Below are 19121 nucleotides of genomic sequence, written 5' to 3' on the forward strand. Positions count from 1 at the left end.
GTCATAACCTGACATTTTCTCCAGTATTTCCTGCGAACGGTCTGTCATATCATTTCCGGTTACACTCATACATGATGTTGACTGTTGACGGTTGACTGTTCACGGCGTCAACAGTCAACCGTCAACAGTCAACAGTGAACTCGAATTTACTATTCCGATGCTAACGGATTTGATATCATTGAGTGTAATCTCATCCTAAACATGATATAATAAAGAGTTAGCCTTTTGAGGCTCCAGACGTTGCGCTGCTAAAATTAGTAGTGAATATTACAGTTGCTATTATACAAACTCTGTCAACATACGTCTGCTGTAGCGTCTACCACATTTTAACTGAATTATGACTGACTCAATTCGCTTCCTCATGTGTGCTCCCGACCACTACGATGTGGATTACGTGATTAATCCGTGGATGGAGGGAAATGTCCACAAATCATCGCGCGATCGCGCCGTCGAACAGTGGGAAAAACTCTACCACGTCCTCAAAGAAAACGCCGTGGTAGACCTCGTACCGCCCGAAAAAGGCTGGCCGGATATGGTTTTCACCGCCAACGCAGGCTTACTTTTAGGCAATACCTTCGTCCTCAGCCGTTTCTATCACAAAGAACGCCAAGGCGAAGAACCCTATTTCAAAGCATGGTTTGAAAGCAAAGGTTTCACCGTGCACGAACTCCCGAAAGACTTGCCGTTTGAGGGCGCTGGCGATGCTTTACTCGATCGCGAAGGACGCTGGTTGTGGGCCGGATACGGCTTCCGTTCCGAACTCGACTCGCACCCGTTACTAGCAAAATGGCTCAACATTGAAGTGCTTTCGCTGCGTTTAGTTGACGAACGTTTCTATCACCTAGACACCTGTTTTTGTCCCTTGACAGGCGGCTATTTACTCTACTATCCAGCAGCATTTGACTCGTACTCCAACCGCTTAATTGAAATGCGAGTTGCGCCAGAAAAACGCATTGCCATTGAAGAAGCAGATGCCGCAAATTTTGCCTGCAATGCCGTCAATATTGACAAAATTGTGGTAATGAATAAAGTCAGTGATGCCTTAAAATCGCGCATCACTCAGGCCGGCTTTCAAGTAATTGAAACACCGCTGAGTGAATTTCTGAAAGCTGGTGGCGCTGCTAAGTGCTTGACACTGCGGGTAACAGAACCGGTGCAAGAAGATCGATCGGCAAACGTGATGGTAGAAAGCCGCACAATTCGCATGGAAGGTCACTTGCTTGACGCTGGTTTAATTAGTCGTGCTTTGGACTTAATTGTCGATCTCGGCGGCAGTTTCCAAGTTCTCAATTTCAATCTGGGAGAGCAGCGGCAAAGTACATCATCTGCCGACGTTAAAGTTTCGGCTCCTTCCCACGATGTGATGGAAGAAATGATGGGAATGCTGATTGACTTGGGTGCAGTTCCTCCGCCACAAGAGATTTGCGATGCTATTTTAGAGCCTGTAGTCCAAGATGGGGTCGGCCCGGACGACTTTTATGTGAGTACAATTTATCCCACGGAAGTGCGGGTAAACGGTCAGTGGGTGAAAGCGCAAAATCAGCGGATGGATGGTGCTGTTGCTATTACTGAAACTGCTAATGGCCCAGTGGCTAAATGCAAATTATTGCGCGACTTGAAAGTAGGAGAAAAAGTCGTTGTTGATGTGGTCGGCATCCGCACCATTCGCAAAACCGAATCGCGGGAACAGCGCAATTCGCAAGAATTTAGCTTTATGTCGGGCAGCGTTTCTAGCGAGCGCCGCGTAGAATTGGTGGTGGAACAAGTAGCGTGGGAATTGCGCCAAATTCGCGATCGGGGTGGCAAAGTTGTAGTTACCGCAGGGCCTGTTGTTATCCACACCGGCGGTGGCGAACATTTAGCACATTTGATTCGTGAAGGTTACGTACAAGCACTGTTGGGTGGAAATGCGATCGCAGTTCACGACATGGAACAATCGAGCATGGGAACCTCTTTAGGGGTTGACATGAAACGTGGCGTAGCTGTGCGCGGCGGACACCGACATCACTTGAAAATAATTAACACTGTGCGGCGTTACGGGAGTATTGCAAAAGCTGTAGAAGCAGGCCTGGTTACTAATGGTGTGATGTACGAGTGCGTGAAGCATAATATACCGTTTTCTCTTGCCGGTTCGATCCGCGATGACGGGCCACTTCCTGACACACAAATGGATTTAGTTAAGGCTCAAGAAGAATATACCGAACTGCTGCGCGGTGCGGATATGGTGCTCATGCTGTCGTCTATGCTGCACTCAATTGGTGTGGGAAATATGACGCCGGCGGGTGTGAAGATGGTCTGTGTGGACATTAATCCGGCGGTGGTGACGAAATTGAGCGATCGGGGTTCGATCGAATCTACGGGAGTTGTTACCGATGTGGGATTATTCCTAAGTTTGTTGGTGAATCAATTGGATAAATTGACCAGCCGCCATCATGTAACTCAATCTGTTTAGATTTAGCTAGTCTACTCGTTACCAGGCTCTTCCTGGTAACGCAGATGCGGAGGCTGTGGAATTAAGAGATTTAACCACAGAGGGCGCAGAGAACGCAGAGGGAGATCCCAGAGAGATGAATAATTCCGATGAAGCGCGGATTTGATATTAATATTGCAATAAAAAACCTCAGACCCGCAAGTCTGAGGACCGGAGTTCCTGAAAATCGTCACTTCTTACTATTGTCGCTAACAAACACCCGAACATACAAGAGGGGTGTAACCCAGCACGGCAGCTTGTGGCAGATAGAGATTGCTTCGTGACTCGGAAGGCGAAAGCAATTTTTAATTCAACACTTCACGAAAGCAAAACAATTATTCTCGCCATTTACATATCTGGGTTGATAATTGTGCTTTAGGATGGGAGTCTGTCCTCGATCGCAATATAAGGAGCACCGTGAGTCCCCGTATATATTTGAGTCGGGCGGTAAATGCGGTTTGCCTCTAGCTGTTCCTTCCAGTGGGCCAACCAACCAGCAACACGGGCGATCGCAAAAACCGGTGTAAATAAGTCCAGCGGAATTCCCATTTTTCGGTAAACCAGACCAGAATAGAAATCTACATTTGCATAAATTCCTTTCTGACCCAATTTCTCTTCAACAACTTCTTCCAACTTGACAGCAATGTCGTAATAATCGTCGTGACCGAAGTTCTCAAACAACTGTTCCGCTAACCTCTGAAGAATAGTTGCTCTCGGATCTTTCACCTTGTAAACTCGGTGACCGAACCCCATGATTTTGTCCTTATTTGCAACGCTCTTCTCGACAAAAGCCCGCACGTTTTCTACCGAACCAATTTGCTCCAACATATCAATCACTTCTTCATTAGCTCCCCCGTGCAGCGGGCCAGCCAAAGTGCCAACTGCTGAAGCAATCACTCCGTAAGGGTCTGTCAGTGTCGAAGCTGTTACCATTGCCGAAAATGTAGAGGCATTAATTGTATGTTCAGCGTGGAGAGTCAGACAAGTGTCAAAAATGCTAGCTAACAGCGGATCGGGTTCTTGCTCGTTGAGCATATAAAGAAAGTTAGCCGAGTAGTTCAAGTCATCCCTCGGCCGCACCGGGTCATTTCCCCGTCGCATTTGCTGGAACGCTGCTACCATTGTGGGAATCTTAGCTAGCAGCCGCACGACAGCTTCTCTAATGTATGCTGGGTTAGCCAGAGCTCTGCGCGAGTAGAACAAGCCCAGAGCGGCCGCTGAAGCTTGCAGGGCGTCCATGGGATGTCCTCTTTCTGGAAAGCATTTCATCATGTCCCGGATGCGATATTTGATCCGGCGGTGATAGCGAATTTCATGCTCGAAAGCTTCGAGTTCTTCCTTTGTCGGAAGTACCCCCCAGATTAATAAATATGAAGTTTCGAGAAAGGAACTTTTCAGTGCCAGTTCCTCGATGCTAATCCCGCGATATTCCAGCAACCCTTTTTGTCCATCGACGTAGCTAATGCTGGACAAGGTGGCGGGAACACCTTCTAAACCTGGTTTGAATTCGCCGACGACCATTGCGATACCGTTTTGTGTGAGTTCAATCTACTAAAAGTACATTACCAGAAACGAAGATAGTGTCGCAGTCTTAACAAATAATCATTTAATTGGGGTTCAGAAACCGGGTTTTTCAACAGACAGCCCGATCGCACCGCTGCGTATTGTCGCCCCTCAAACCCAGTTGCGCCGTCCCAGAATGCGGTTTTAAGAGGGCTGGCACGTCCTGTTAATGTCGGGGCGATTCGCGGTTTCTAGTGCAGCAAAAACTTGGGCGCAGTTAGCCAAAACATTTGGCTGCGGCCCACTGGGGAGCCTGTTTCGGGGAGGATTAAACCGATGATACCTGCTTTTTTGAGGATGAGGGCATCTTGCGATCGAGCCCAAAGCAAAGTTTCTGCCCAGTGGCCCAAATCAGGTTGGTGGCCCACCAGGGCCAAGCTGCGGCTACCTATTTCCTGCCACTGTTTGTACCACTCCAGCCAGTTCCCGATGTCTCCTGAAGGTGCGAGAGTGGCGGATTCTTCTATTTGGGAACTCAAACCGACTGTTTGCAGGATTTGGGCGGTTTGCTGCGCGCGCAGTAGGGGACTGGTGAGAATCAGGTCAAACTGAATTTCGAGTTCGTACAGCCGCTGGGCAATTTTCCGGGTTTTACGATCGCCCTCTTTAGTCAGCGGGCGTTCTGAGTCTGTATCATATTCTTCGGGTGCGGCTGCGATACCGTGGCGGATTAGATAAATAACCATATATCAATACTTCCAGGCATTTTATCCCGTTTTTATAGGAGCAATCTAGGATCTACCTACCTTTTGCCTATTCTACAACTGCATTGAAATCTGGCGCCGTCATCTGGTTGGCGCTTCTGTAGCGATCGCGCCCTTGTCGTTTCGCATCATATAATGCTCGATCGGCGAGGGCAACGAGTTCATCCGGTGATATTCCCGCAGTGGGAATCACAGTTGCCATTCCCATGCTAACGGTCACGATCGAGCTGACATCAGATTGCTCGTGAGGAATTGCCAAATGTCGGATTGCCTCTCGGATCGACTCAGCAACCGCGATCGCGCCAGCAGCATCCGTATTCGGTAGGATAGCAGCGAATTCTTCGCCCCCGTAACGTGCAAACAGATCCGATGAACGTTTAACCGCTTGTGCAGCCGATGAAGCCACTTGCACCAAACAAGTATCCCCAGCTTGATGTCCGTAGCAATCGTTATATCGCTTGAAATAATCTACATCCAACATAATCAACGAAAGCTGTTGTTTCCCCTGCATCAGCCGGTGCCATTCCGACTGCAATCGCTCATCAAAACAGCGGCGGTTTGCTACTTGTGTTAACCCATCTGTCGTAGCAATTAATCTTTCTTGTTCCGCCCGGTGTCTGAGCATCTCCTCTGCCTGCTTGCGTTCTGTAATATCAGCAAAAGTTGTTACTACCCCATAGGGTTGAGACTGATTCATTTGGAACAGCGGTTGAGAATTAATCGAAATCCAAGTCAGCGTTTTATCCGATTTGTGAATGCCCATCACCACATTTGATAGCGGTTTTCCCGTCTGTAGGGTGATCGTTGCCGGATGCTGTTGGCCTGGGAAGGGAGAGCCATCTTCCCGAACGGTTCGCCAGTCTAAATCTATGGATGTACGCCCCATCATTTGTTCGGGGGTCAGCCCTATAATCCTTTCGGCACTAGCATTACAGGTAGTAATTTGTCCGTCTGCTAGCTGAAGTACGATGCCTTCAGTCATGCTTGTAATCACAGAACGATACCGTTCCTCGCTCTCCTGCAATTGACTCAGGAGAATGTTTTTAGCATCAAACTCTGAAGCCAGATGCAGGCTACCCCCCAAAAACCCCGCCATCAGTTGTAAGGTCTGGATATCTGACTCTGTAAAGGCACAGGGTCTAGCTGAAACAACTTTTAAGACGCCAACCCGATCGTCCTGATAGAACAAGGGAACAACCACCAGTGACCGGATACCAATGCGCTGACAGGCAGACTGCTCCACCCGTGTATCGGTTTCTGAATCATCGCAAAGCATGATTTGGCCGGTCGCAATACATTTTCCCGATAAACTTGTCCCTACTTTGATCCGTAATCCCACATAGGCGCTGGCGATACCGCTCGCTGCCCGATACACCAACTCATCCCCTTCCAGCATTTCAATCACGGCCCCATCGGCACCGAGCGATTTTTGAGTTCGATCGGTAATCACCGCCATCACTGCATCCAGGTTAGGATTGCGGATGGCGATTTCCTGTTGGGTGGCAATCACCATGGCCAGACGCTCGAACTCTTGTTGCAATGCTGCTTCTGCTTGCTTGCGATCGGTGATATTTTTCATAAAGCAGTGATGCCCGATCGATCGCTCCTGCGAGTCGTAGGCTGCCAACATCACCAATTGCTTGTAAAAAATCGAGCCATCTTTCCGGATACCCCGGGCCTCAACCTCCACTCGGCCCTCGGCTAGCATTTTTTGATAAGCGGCCATCATCCTGTCGCAGTCTTCGGGATGAACTGTTTTCTGCCAATTCATACCAACCATTTCTTCAGGCTGATAACCTGCTATATTCGCGTAGGCTTGATTAACGTTGATGTACCGTCCGAAAATATCCACCCGCGAGATGCCTTCGACGGCATTAGCAAGAGCTGTACTCAATTCTCTGAGTTCTGTTTCCGCCTGCACCAGATCCGTAATGTCTTGGGATGTACCAAACAACCGAATGACTTTTCCCTCTGCATTGAGTTGGACCTGTCCTCTGGCTTCGGTATGGCGGATAGAACCATTCGGACCCACGATTTTGAGGCGCAATAGATAAGGCTGCCCGTGAGTGAGTGCTCGTTGAACTAACATGTGTAGCTGTTTGGCACTTTCGGGATGGTAAAGCCGCAGGTTTTCTTCATAGGTAGGTTCGCCTAGGGCCATGTCGCGTCCCACAATCTCGAAGAGTTCGGGAGACCAGGTAATTTTACCCGTAATTGCGTCCCATTCCCAGTTACCGATGTGGGCAACCCGCTGGGCTTCTGACAAGCGGGTTTCACTCTTTTGCAGGGCTGTTTCTGTCTGCTGCCGATCGGTAATATCCTTTTCGTTCACGAGCAACATCGGGTTGCCTGTTACCGGGTCGTTGGTACAGCGCACGTCCATCCCATGCCAGCGAATTCCCGCCAGAGTAATCACTTGAGCCTCCGTGCTAAAGACCTCACCGGACTTAAGAACTGCCATTGCTCGCTCTGCTACCTGAGAGTCAACAAAGTGACTCACAAAAGCATTATCGGTCGCAGAGCCAGGATGCAGCGCATCCCCGTAACAGCGCAAGGCCGCCGGGTTTTGCAGCAGCGGCACACCTTCGAGGGTGTACAGCGAAACCATCAGCGTGGTGTGTCGGATTGCCTCGATCGATCGCAGGGTTTCCGGTTCGATTTGAGGAGCGGTTTCGACCTTACCCTCCACCAGGATGGCCAAACCCCCGCTATCAATCCTGATGCCAGAGCACCGACAGCAGACAGAAACGGGCTCACCGCCCGGATAAAACGTCCACTGCTCGGACAAGGTTTGGCCTTGCTCAAACTGCGGCAGATAGCTCTGCAAGCGACTCCGAGTAAACTCTGACAACATATCCCTAAAGTTGTTGTGGCTCGCGAGTTGCTGCCGCGTGGAAGCATCCCACAGGTACAAGGATGCTTGGTTTGCCCACCGGATTTGCCAATCCTCAATATCAAATATCCAGATCGGGTTTTGTAACAAGTCAAAGGCTTTGAGGTGGACAATATCGCCACTCAGGGAACAGGCAAACTCTGGTTGTAGACAATTTTGATGATTGACTCTTGGCGCGCTTTCTGTATTCGGAGCAGTTGGATTCGGTTCTGTTTCGAGTTCCGGCGGTTGGTTGAGCCCGATCGCCGGGCGGTGAGATTCCAGATGCCGCATCCTCAAACCGATGTGCACTGCAACCTGTTGCAGGATCTGAACGTCGAGAGGTTCCCACTGACGCGGACTTCGGCAGTGATGAGCAATCAACAGTCCCCAAAGCTTCGGAGATTGCTGCTGTTGGCCATCTAGCAAGATTGGCGCAACTAAATTTGCCTGAACTTGGAGGCGATCGAGCAATTTGACCTCACAAGCTTGAAGATCACCGCTGTGAATATCAGAAATGCTGCTCGTGTGTCCGTGGCTGTAACGCTCTACCCAGGTGGCTTCAAAGCAAGGATCATAAATCTGTTTTCCTAGGGTTCGCGGCCACTGGGCATCAACCGATTCCGCAAATACTACGCCATCTCTATGCGGTAGGAAGCGATAAATAATCACGCGATCGGTTTGCAGCAGCACCCTGGTTTCTTCTACCGCACATTGCAAAATTGTCTCCAGAACCCCGAACTCGTTGAGTTGAAGTGCAATTTCTGAAACTTTTTTTATAATTTTCTCTAATGACCAAGAGAAAGTCTGTTTTGTAGACATCTCCGTGTTCCTTTTTTTGTGAAGCTATTTTATACTATTCTAACCCGCGACAAATAAATATTATAATTTGTTTTAAATCGTAGCAACTGGTTGTTTTGTTGAGAAACGAAACGAACACTTTATGTGGGAAGCAAGACTTTTTTGAAATACTACAATTCCTTTGGTATGTGAGTTGGCCAGCAATTTATGTTTCCCCTCTCTATTTGGCTTATTGTACGGCGCTTTTTTCTAAATATTTAGCGAAATTCTCCTGCACGAACTCGAACAATTTGTGATTTATTTAGCGAATTTATAGGGAAAGGTAAAAAAAGCTCAACATATAAAAGTGTTATGATTTAAGAATTCTGTAGTGAAGTTTAGTAAACTAAATAAAACTAAGTTAGACCCGAAACCTGGGTTTTTACCAAAATACTTCATTGCATCCCTTGACAAGAGTTAAAAAAACGGTTTATTGGGTGTGTATTTTTGGGAAATTGGGAGAAAATTTATTGTTGTTAGTCCTAGACGGATCAACCATTTTTTTTAACCCCTTATACCAATTCACTATGAAGCTGCATTTAATATAACGCTAAGGATATAGTTCCAACCCGAAAGACATCAGCCTCATTTAGTGTATCTTCATAGTGAATTGGTATTACTTGGTTCAAACCCTCAATAAGAGTTAAAAAACCCGGTTAATGAGAGTTGGAGTGCGTCGATGACTGATTGTCAAGTTGAGATTCCCGGAATGAGAAAAAAACACGGCAACACCTGGTAGCAACCGGCTGTCGAAAAGCGATCGCATTCCCAGGCTGTTGCTGGAATCAAGACCGCACCTAGAAACTCCAGAGTTAATGGTCGTAAACAGGATTGTCTTTAGGACTAATTAAATGCAGCAACTTTTGCTTTATCTGATCATCGAATACTTCCCATTTCAGCCTTGCATAATCGCTCTTCTCATTCCCGCCAGAAAGAAATCCCACCGGAATTTCAAAACCTCCAGCTTGACTTCTGCCGCCACCAAAAAAGCGTCCTTGAGCATCTTGACCGAAGGCTTCTTTAATGAATTCGTCGGGGTCGAGAGTAAGTTTATTAGTTCGCAGCGAGCCAATTACTACTTCAATTTCTTCGTCTTTGTCGTGAACAATTGCGTAAACAACGGCTGTATGTACGTTCTCCTCTGTTACTAAAAAGTCCGCCGCTTGGGGAATAGAATCCCGATCGTCATAGCGGAGGTAGCCGATGCCGGCGATCGAAAAATTGTTCTGGACGGTGCGGTGTTTGAGCGATCGCTCGATCGCGTCCATCACCCACTTAGAACGAGACGACTGTAAAACGGCATTCAGCAACTGCGGGTCATAAAACCGGCTCAAATAAGCCGCAGCTAAAAAGTCCTCTTCCTGAGCTTGTCTGAGGGCGATCGTATCCGATCGCAAACCGTGCATCAAAGCTGTAGCACACTTGATATGCAGACTGACGCTGGCGTCGAGAGTTAGGAGTCCAGACTGTAAATACTCGGCAAAAATCGTGGCTGTAGCGCGGATTTGAGGACGCAAATCGGTAAATTCTGCGTTCATTTCCCCCTGCAAATTGTGGTGGTCGATGACGGCGGCGATCGGAACTCCAGCCGCTAAAATATACTCGGTTAAGTTACAAGTCGTCCCTTGATTGTCGATGAAAGCGCAGCCCTGAAACACCGACAAATCCTTAGTTTTTACTGTTTCCAGCGTCCACCGCTGCAACGGCAACCCTGTCAATTTAACTAAGGCAATATTTTCTTGGTGGCTGAGGGCGCCGGCGTAGATAATCTCGCAGAGGATATCATACTGTTCGGCGATTAATTTGTAAGTCCAAGCGCTTGAAAGTGCGTCGGGATCTGGAAAATCTTGCAGCAATATTAATTGGCGAGTGCCTTTGTGCCGATCGAACATTTGGCGCAATTGCTCGACTTTGCGATCGTGCAATTCCTCGCGGAGACGGCCGCGATTCTCTTCGGAAGCAACTTCGGCTTTGCTGCGCCGTTTCCCCGGCGCACTCACTGCGGGTACAACCTCGCTGCTGGGCTCAAGTTCACCTTCGCGGTTGCCGGATGTTTCATCGGAATTGTTAGGGGGATGGTCTTTCATCGTTGAAAATTAACAATTTAACTATTTCAGGATTTGCACGACATTCGATCTTAAACCCGGTTTCTTTGTAGAGGGCTTGTTGTCAAAGCCAATACTTTTTACTAGAAACCTGATTTAAGAACGCAAATTATCTGTTTAATTTTTTAATTCATCCAGAGAGTGTGCGTTGCCGGGAACGAAGCAATCTCAGAACTCATAACTCCCGCAAAAAACCCCCGCGCTTGCGCTGACAGGGGTTTTAAAGGCCTATTACATATTTTTGCCATTCTTTGTGCATACCACTCTTAACGTGTTTAGTCACTTCAAAATAAAGACCGCTGTGAGGTTTCCTCGGCGGATAGCGCAGCGGCATTCCCGCTTCTTTCGGCGTGCGGCTGCCTTTATTGACATTGCAGCGCACGCAAGCGGTGACGAGGTTTTCCCAACTGTCCCCTCCTCCGCGCGATCGGGGAATGACATGATCGAGGGTTAAATCGTCCCCCGTATAACTACAGTATTGACAAGAGTGTGCATCCCGGTGCAAGATGTTCCGGCGGGTTAGCGGAATATCCTTATAGGGAACTCGGACGTAATGCCGCAGTCGGATCACAGTTGGTAGCGGGAAGTTTGGCGCAATAAATTTCCCGTTGTGTTCTACCTGTTCTGCTTTTCCTTTCAGCAACAAAACTACCGCCCTTCGCCAATTGGTGATGTTAAGGGGTTCGTAGGAGGCGTTCAGCACCAGAACATTGCCCATTGTTGATTATTAAAGAGAATATTTTTTTCGATGTTAACACAGGTTCCACTTTAGGTGGGAGGGCATCAGGAACAGCGAGGCTCAGCAAAAAACGCTGAAAAACCACTCCTTTACCCTATACCTTGGCGCCTGCGCCCCCTAGGGCTGCATCTATTTTCTGCCTTTGGTGTTTGTCAGCGAGCTTTTTTCCCGGAGTTTTGGCTGAGATGAGGCCAGTGTGTGCGATCGCAAAAATTTGCAGAATTAATTTTATTTTTTTCCCTAAATGCCTAATCTTCCCGGCAACAAACAGTTTAACTTTTTAGACTATTAGTAACCTTAAATGAAAAAGCTTATTACTGCTCATGAAATTTCGGCTCTTAAAGTCAGCTTTTAGCGCGTCAATTATTGCCCTTGCTGCTCCGATTTTAGCAAACAGTCCAGCCTTTGCCCAAGCGCCTTCATTCTTCTGCGGCGCGGCTGGCGGCCGCCCCGCTACAATTGCTGTCCAACAAGGCAAAAATATTCCCGTTATTTTGTGGCTAGCTGATAACTATTTCAATGAATCAGGAGAAGATGCGATTACTCGGTGTACCAGAGTCTCAGGAATTCTCAACAACTCGCAACCGCAAGGAAGCTGGGAGAATATTGTCACCGCAGGTTCATCGCCCACCGGTCAACTAATTATTTGTGCAGCTAATCCTCAAGACGGTTCCTGTAGATTATTATATCAAGTACCCAAAGGGCAAAATCCCGAACAAGCCCGACAAGAACTCTTAAAAAGAGTTACAAATCCTAATGTAAGTGTTTCGCCTGTTAAAGTAAATTGATAATCATTAGTAGGGACATGGCATTGCCCATAGGTGTCAACTTAAGGTACAACCAATAGTCCGGCAGGGGTTGAAACCCCTGGCGGACTAGATGGATGACTAACTGACTTGGCGGGCTGACAGCTTAAGTTGACACTAATGGGCATTGCCGTGTCCCTAGTTGCAGATAGTTGAAACTCTGGTAAAATACTTCGGTTGAGTGGTGAAAAAATTGCAGCTTTGCTTTAGCAATTCTTCTAACCCTTCAACCTGCCTCAGCCAGACCGTGCCGTTGCTTCCAGCTACAGCAATTTGCTTTCCGTCTCGACTCCAACTGACACTAACAACATTCTCATCGAACTCAAATTGAGCAACCTGCCGCCCCGCTAAATTCCACAGCCGTACAGTCTTGTCAATTCCCACTGTAGCAAGCCGTTCTCCGTCGGGACTAAAACTAATTGATTTCGCATCAAAATGCAAGGTTTGAAATTCCTTAACTAATTCTTTTTCTGACAGATTCCACAGCCCAACTTTGCCATTCAATGTTACTGTAGCAAAGCGATACTGGTGTTGAGCTGGAGTGAAACTGAGCCCAATTGCCTGAACAGGCAGTGTTTTTTTCAGCTTGCCCGACAAATTCCAAATTCGCACTGTTGAGTTGCCATCTAAAGTAGTTATGAAATCGCCCTTTGGGCTAAAATTTACACTTCTCACTAAGCCGTTGTGACCTGGGAGTTTCCGGCTAGACGATACTAATTGTGGCAGTTTAGACAAATCCCAAATTGCAGCATAGCTGTCTATCCCCGCAGCCGCTAAGAACTTTCCTTCGGGACTAAAACTGATGCTGGTAACAGAGCCTTTAATTCCTTTCAAAGTAGAAATGTTTTTACCTGATAAATTCCATATTTTAACTGTGCTGTCCCTTCCGGCGGTCGCTAAAAATTTACCATTCGGGCTAAAGTTTACCATATTAACTGACTGCTGCAAAGCTTTCCATTCAGCAATTTTTTGCCCGGAAAAGTTCCACATCCGAACTCGATCGTCTATTCCTGCCGTTGCTAAAATTTGCGTGTTTTGGCTAAAACTGACGCTGGTAACTGCACCTTTATGAGCTTGCCAAGTTATCTTTCTTGGCGGACTTAATGAGGCTTTAATCTGCTGTGTTTCACTAATTTTATCGAGAATTATTTGTAATGCTAACAGCGGTCTAGTTGCCGGGTATTGTTCTAGCTTAGGTTTGTTTTCAACCAAGGTTTTTAATTTTTTTCCGGAGGCGATCGCCCTCAGTAAAGCTTCTGATAAAGCTTCGGTGTTTTCTGTTTTTTGAGATACCGCTAACAATAAAGCATCGCTGCCATTTTGTTCGATTTCAATACTTGCTTGTGCTAATTTAAACCGCTGGTAAGCGAGAGTTGAAAAGCCGATCGCCGCCAGTAACGATGCTGCCAGTACCGCAGAACCGATGCCGATCCACTGTTTTGCTTTTTGTTTGGCAGAGTCAGCTTCACTCAAAGCTTTTTCGGCATCACAGACAGCTTTTTTGGTTTCGAGTGTAGCTGAATGCAGCAGTTGATTTTGGTCGCTCAAAATAACTTTCTGGCTAGCCGTCAAAAACTGAAAATCTTCGTTTCTCAAACTTTTTCCTGCTGCCCAAACTAATGCTGACTGCAAATCATCTCCTCGCAACAGTTGGGAATCATCTTCACAGCTAGAATTTAGCCAGACTTTGATCGCTTCCGAGTAAGGCGAGAGTTTTTCTAATTTTTCTTCAATTAATTCTTTGTTAAATACAGCATCATAAATCGGATTAGAAATTGTTAATTTTTCCCCGCGCTTAACGATTAATCCGCTTAATCGCAACTCCATTTGTTCGGCACTACCATCGGGGACAATTTCAGTTTGTTCTAAAATTTGCTGATACAATCCCAGTCTCCTGACAATCCGTTGGTTTTCTCTGAAAAGCCGATCGCGAATTGTGGACAAATGTTCGGGCACATCTTGAGATTCCCAATTCTCCACTATTTTCAAGCGCACTACCTTCTCCACCCACTCTTTAGAAGGGTGAATTTGATCTTCCTCCCCCTCTTGGCAAGCGGTGGCAGCATCTTTCTCCCCCCCTTGCCAAGGGGTAGCAGCATCTTTCTCCCCCCCTTGCCAAGGGGTGGCAGCATCTTCCTCCCCCCCTTGGCAAGGGGGGGCTGGGGGGGGTGAATTCGGGATTAATTGTGGATTTTCCAACAATAGTTTGCACAGCTTTTGAGTCAAAAAAGGCTGCCCGCCCGTCCAATACAATACTTCTCTCAAAACTTCATTAGGGCTGTCTGTCAGCTCTGCCAACCCCGCTGCTAGCGGTTGAGCTTCTGTTTCGTCAAAACCAGTTAATTCGATCGCCTTGCCAATATTAAAAGGGGTATTGCTGGTGGCATTTTGCTCGCGGCACAAATCCGTCGGCGATGCTACGCCTAAAAGGGCCCAAGTTAGGCGATCGAACTCTGAATTGTTGGCGCGCTTGTTATAGCACGATCGGATTAAGGCTAAAAAATCGTCGGCTGGAAAATCTAGGGCGAGAATGCTGTCGATTTCGTCAATAAAAATGACAATATTGCTGGAAATGTTGGGTAACAGTACGGTTTCGATGAATTCGCTCAATCTTTGAACCGGGGTTAAAAAATTGCGATCGCGCCACCAAGTCCGCACGTTGACAATATCCGACAGGTTAAAGTTATTTTCGAGAATGCGTAGCAAACCAGCATACCACTGTTCGGGAGTGACGCCGCGGTTGCCAATTTCCGAAATGTCGATCGCAGCACAAGCAATTCCTTCATTTCTCAGCCGCTGAATTGTCCGCACCTGCAAGCTAGATTTGCCCATTTGCCGGGAATTCAAAACATAACAAAATTCCCCGGCTTTCAATCCGTTATATAAATCGTCGTCTGCTTGTCGCTTCACATAATTGGGAGCGTTATTGGTGAGACTGCCGCCGACTTGATAGTAACTGGGCTTTGTGGTAAACTTCATAAAATCAAAAAGAATATTCAGCGGTTTAAACCGCTCAAGAGTCAAACGAAGTCCCTCTCTAAGAGACTAAAGAATCGAGGGGTTATTATAATTTTGTATGATTAATTGTACCACAATAAATGAATATATTTAATTAAATCTCAGATACAAATGGCTAAAAAAGTTGCTAGATGAGCCTTCTTCCTTCTTCCTTCTTCCTTCTTCCTTCTTCTTACAACATGAAAACTGATTGGACTGGATATAACGACGACAAAGACAAGTTAAGAACCGAAATTTGGTCTTCGCTGAAGCAGCAAGCCGCATCTATTGGCGATCCGTTTGGTCATATTCCCCACTTTGTCGGTGCTGATTTGGCGGCCGAAAGATTGGCAAGTTTACCAATTTGGCAACAAGCAAAAACGATTAAGTGCAATCCAGATTCGGCGCAAAATCCGGTGCGGATGCAAGCTTTGCAAGATGGAAAACGCCTGTATATGGCAGTACCGCGATTGACAGACGATCGCTGTTTTGTTGAGTTGACTGCTGAGGATTTGCAGAGGCAAAATGTATCTATTGCTGAAAGTGCGATCGCCCGCAAAGCACTTGATTGCGGAAAATTGGTAAGTTTTGCAGAAATGGAGCCAATTGATTTAGTAATAGTCGGCTGCGTAGCCGCGGCGCCCAACGGTGGAAGAACCGGGAAAGGTGCAGGATTTGCCGATTTGGAATTGGCTATGTTGAAGGAATTCGGGTTAGTACAAATCGATACGCCAATTGTGACAACAGTGCATCCTTTGCAAATAGTCGAAGATGTGCGTTTACCAATGCAAGCTCACGATTGGGCGCTGAATTGGATTGTTACTGCCCAGGAGGTAATTGAGACTAATACAAGTTATCCGCGTCCAATGGGGTTAAACTGGGATAGTATACGGCCGGAACAGTTGGAAAAAATTCCAATTTTGCGAAAGTTCAACGAACCGCGAAGGCGCGAAGGACGCGAAGAATGAAAGAAGAAGAAAAGGAAGAAGGTAATTTCATAATATATCTACTTTGTGGTGAACACGCGCCATGCAATGAAAGCAGTAAAACCTAGATAACCAAACACGGCTATCCAGTCTAGCCAATTATCGGATGTTATCAAAAAAATATCGTTCATGGGTATCATTCACCTGATTATTACTTGCCGCAGTTACGCATCAAATTTTACACGATCGCGCTTAAGTGCGATCTAAAATATTGCCGATACAGTTCGCACCTCGGCACGCACTCGTTCCCGTGCAATCTCACCAACCCCAAACTATCTAATTTAAACGCCTGCATAGCCTTTAATGGCACCGGAGAATCCGCCGCTGCAATCTCTCTCATTCCCTGCGCCAACTCTGGATATTCTTCTAAATTCCACAACTGCCGGCGCAAATGGTCGCTATAAATTCCAGCATCTGCGATCGCAGTTTCTTTTAATTCATCGAGTGTCAAATCCGATCGCGAAATGTGATATAATGCAACTCGCACTAAATACGGATGTCCGCCGACAATTGACATCAATTCCTCAACTTCGGCTTCCGACCAATTCAAGTTGTGGCGCGCTGCTAAATCTTGTATTTGCTGATGGTTGAATTCTGGCAAATCTACGGGCAGTCCGACGTTGAAAGGCGATTGATTGATGTTCATCGGGATGTAAACTTCGGTGGAGTGAACTACAATTAATCGCAGTTTTTTCCAGATGTCCCGCCGCTTCGATTCTTCGTGCCACGCCCGCAGCAGTCCTAAAAAGTCTTCGGCAATGTCGGGATATTGGAAAACGCGATCGATCTCGTCTAATCCTAAAATTAAAGGACTGTCGATTTGCGGCAAAATGTATTTTTCAAAGTAATCTTTGCAGTTGACTTTGCTGCCAAAAATCTCGTCCCAATAATCGTCTAATTGATTTGCTAAGTGCAACTCGCGGCCGACGTAAGCGCAAAACCATTTTAAAAATTTATCTAAGTCCGAGAATACGGCTTTATCTACTAACTGAAAAGTTAGCGGCACGGTGCAATAGCCTTGACGGGCTCCGTGATGCAAAATTCGGGCCATCAAGGAAGTTTTGCCCATTTGTCTTGGTGCTTTGATTCTAATTAAGGCGCTGGGCTGCACAATAGTTTGATAACAGCGTTCTTCGATGGGCGGGCGTTCTACATAAAATTGAGAAGCGACATCGACTTGTCCTCCCGGTAATTCCGGTTCGGCGGCGGGTAGAGGTATTTCGTCGCTGCTAATTTCTAATAGCTGTTTTTGTGTTAAATCTTCCGTTTCTTCTGTGACGGGTGCGGGTTGTTCTGCTAGTAAATTCAGAACCTCTTCGATAATAATTGGAGTGTCGGCGGTGGTTTTCCATTCCCTCTGTTTGATGCGGTACAGATAGCCCCGCAAATCGTGATTTAGAGGCGCGTTGAGGGGAAAGCCGACGCGGATGGGGAGAATTATTGGTTTCTTGTCAGGGCGGGAGTCTTGCAGTTCTTTTGCTTGCTGAACTTGATATGTTAGTAGTTCGCTTTGGTTTCCCGTTGGCGGCAACAGTAGCAGCAAATAATCGCATTCTTGGAGAAAAAAATTAATGCGATCGAACCAATTATCTCCCAATCTAATGTTATTTTCGGCTGTGAAAACTGTATGACCGATCGCGCTTAAGGCCGTTTCTAACTGTTTTCCCAACTCGCGATCTGGTTCGGCGCTGCGGTAGCTGACAAATACTTTAACAATTCTGCTGCTGCTGGCTGTTTCCCCCGCTGGCGGCAAATTGTCCAGCTCGTCTAAATTTTCCGGTTCCTCAAGTTTAGCCGATCGATGGTCGCTAGCAGCCAGAGTCATTTCAAAAGCCGCGAACAACTGCCGAATTTTACTCAAATCCGCACCTTCTCTACCCTGCTTAATTTTGCTGACTGTATCGGCACCGACGCCAGATTCAGCCTCGATTTCAGTCAGAGTACCTCTAATGTTATATCGGTCAGACCATTCTTGGAGCGCCTCGTTAAGTTTCTTTAAGCCAGAGGCAGTGAGAATGCGACCACGATCGCGTTTTGACTTGAGCACTTCGCTTGCACTGAAAGGGGAACGAATCTAGAAATTTTAACGCCTTAAGTTCCTATTTTGGGCGATTTTAAGGAAGATAATCAGCCAGCCGGAATTTAAGGGATTTTACTTGAAGAGGTTTTTGGGGCGATCGACTCCTCAAACTCTGTCCTGACAACGGCTTCAACAGTTGAATATATTTTAGGATAAAAAGTTTTTCTTAACTCCCCAATCTCCGCCGCTAATCACCACTTAACTTTTTAGAGTAGATACACAAAGCAAAAAAGGAGCAGCCAAATGAGCAAAATCTTACACAGACTGGCAATGGCCGCTTTGGGAACCGCCGCCATTTTCACAATTAATACACTTAATAATTTAACAGAAGCATCAGCGGCTGGTAAATTTGACCAACCAGAAATTCATCAAAACACAGTTTTTCCACTTGGCGTACCGGGTCAGTTCCATAAATAGGCAAATTCATTGATTGATTTAATTTAATTAAGGAGAAATTATGAAGTCTACACTGTGTTCGCCACAACCTATAGCTACCAAATCTAACTCGGTTGATGCTGAGGCGATCGATGCCTGCACTGCACTTGCATGGGTGGAATTGGTAGCATTAGATGCCAGCGCTCTCACGGGGGATGATTGGTTGGCTTTGTGCGATGATATAGATAGCGGGGAAATCTACCGCTGCTGGTTTTTGTGGCGCGATCGCGAAGTTAGCGGTAATTGGGAAGCTTACGATCCTTTGAGCGATCGCCGATTTGTTGCTAAAGGAAAAGTGTTTCTCAAAGCCGCTATCGACTCGCTCGAAGATGCTAGAAATCTGGAAGTCGCCTAACTTGAATTCATCGAAGGTGAATAAAATTTGCGCCTACAAAACAAGAATTCTGCCAAGAGAATCCGCCAGTGTACAAAGTTTTGTCGGCCTGCGCGAGACTGGAAGAAAAAGGGGCAATAGAACCGGATTTGATAAAAGTGCCGGAAACGGAATACTCTCAAAGAAAATA

12 protein-coding genes are annotated in these 19121 nt (G+C 46.7%); 5 read left to right on the forward strand and 7 right to left on the reverse strand.

The genetic code is table 11. The features are described 5' to 3' along the window. Positions 1–337: 337 nt before the first annotated feature. A complete protein-coding gene (gene argZ, locus QUA43_RS02085; RefSeq protein ID WP_333370595.1) occupies positions 338–2452 on the forward strand; it encodes a bifunctional arginine dihydrolase/ornithine cyclodeaminase in 2115 nt (704 codons plus the stop codon). Positions 2453–2845: 393 nt separating this feature from the next. Here the strand turns inward: argZ and QUA43_RS02090 are convergent, their stop codons facing one another. The 5 genes from QUA43_RS02090 to QUA43_RS02110 form a co-directional block, all read right to left on the reverse strand. Then, complete coding sequence (locus tag QUA43_RS02090) at positions 2846–3991, reverse strand: citrate synthase (protein WP_333370597.1); 1146 nt, start codon at positions 3989–3991, stop codon at positions 2846–2848. A 233-nt stretch (positions 3992–4224) separates the two neighbouring features. Next, positions 4225–4719, reverse strand: a complete 495-nt coding sequence (gene sixA / locus QUA43_RS02095) for a phosphohistidine phosphatase SixA (protein ID WP_333370599.1) — start codon at positions 4717–4719, stop codon at positions 4225–4227. A 67-nt stretch (positions 4720–4786) separates the two neighbouring features. Further along, positions 4787–8431 (reverse strand): diguanylate cyclase domain-containing protein, encoded by a 3645-nt coding sequence (locus QUA43_RS02100; protein WP_333370601.1) that lies wholly within the window; start codon positions 8429–8431, stop codon positions 4787–4789. A gap of 830 nt (positions 8432–9261) precedes the next feature. After that, positions 9262–10536: a bifunctional oligoribonuclease/PAP phosphatase NrnA gene (locus QUA43_RS02105; protein WP_333370603.1), complete on the reverse strand. Its 1275-nt coding sequence runs from the start codon at positions 10534–10536 to the stop codon at positions 9262–9264. Between the two features lie 238 nt (positions 10537–10774). Beyond that, positions 10775–11272 carry an HNH endonuclease gene (locus tag QUA43_RS02110; RefSeq protein WP_190659271.1) on the reverse strand — a complete coding sequence of 166 codons (498 nt, stop codon included), beginning with the start codon at positions 11270–11272 and terminating at the stop codon, positions 10775–10777. 344 nt (positions 11273–11616) lie between these two features. On the opposite strand from QUA43_RS02110, the gene QUA43_RS02115 reads away from it, so the two are divergent. Further along, the gene (locus QUA43_RS02115; RefSeq protein WP_333370605.1) at positions 11617–12081 is read left to right on the forward strand and encodes a COP23 domain-containing protein; all 465 of its coding nucleotides are present in this window, start codon (positions 11617–11619) and stop codon (positions 12079–12081) included. Positions 12082–12237: 156 nt separating this feature from the next. Here QUA43_RS02115 and QUA43_RS02120 read toward each other — a convergent pair whose 3' ends face one another. Continuing rightward, positions 12238–15078 carry an AAA-like domain-containing protein gene (locus QUA43_RS02120; protein ID WP_333370607.1) on the reverse strand — a complete coding sequence of 947 codons (2841 nt, stop codon included), beginning with the start codon at positions 15076–15078 and terminating at the stop codon, positions 12238–12240. Between the two features lie 170 nt (positions 15079–15248). Between QUA43_RS02120 and QUA43_RS02125 the strand changes: the two genes are divergently transcribed. Next, on the forward strand, positions 15249–16064 hold the full coding sequence (locus QUA43_RS02125; protein ID WP_333370609.1) for a 5-formyltetrahydrofolate cyclo-ligase: 816 nt from the start codon (positions 15249–15251) through the stop codon (positions 16062–16064). Positions 16065–16260: 196 nt separating this feature from the next. Here QUA43_RS02125 and QUA43_RS02130 read toward each other — a convergent pair whose 3' ends face one another. Then, entirely contained in the window at positions 16261–18129 is a 1869-nt protein-coding gene (locus QUA43_RS02130) for an AAA-like domain-containing protein (RefSeq protein ID WP_333370611.1), read from the reverse strand. Between the two features lie 276 nt (positions 18130–18405). Here QUA43_RS02130 and QUA43_RS02135 point away from each other — a divergent pair, with 276 nt between their 5' ends. Together QUA43_RS02135 and QUA43_RS02140 are read left to right on the forward strand one after the other, a co-directional pair. After that, the gene (locus QUA43_RS02135; protein ID WP_333370613.1) at positions 18406–18579 is read left to right on the forward strand and encodes a hypothetical protein; all 174 of its coding nucleotides are present in this window, start codon (positions 18406–18408) and stop codon (positions 18577–18579) included. A 40-nt stretch (positions 18580–18619) separates the two neighbouring features. Beyond that, a complete protein-coding gene (locus tag QUA43_RS02140; RefSeq protein ID WP_333370615.1) occupies positions 18620–18952 on the forward strand; it encodes a hypothetical protein in 333 nt (110 codons plus the stop codon). Positions 18953–19121: the final 169 nt, after the last annotated feature.

It is taken from the genome of Microcoleus sp. N9_B4 (assembly GCF_036701635.1).
Taxonomy (GTDB): Bacteria; Cyanobacteriota; Cyanobacteriia; order Cyanobacteriales; family Microcoleaceae; genus Microcoleus.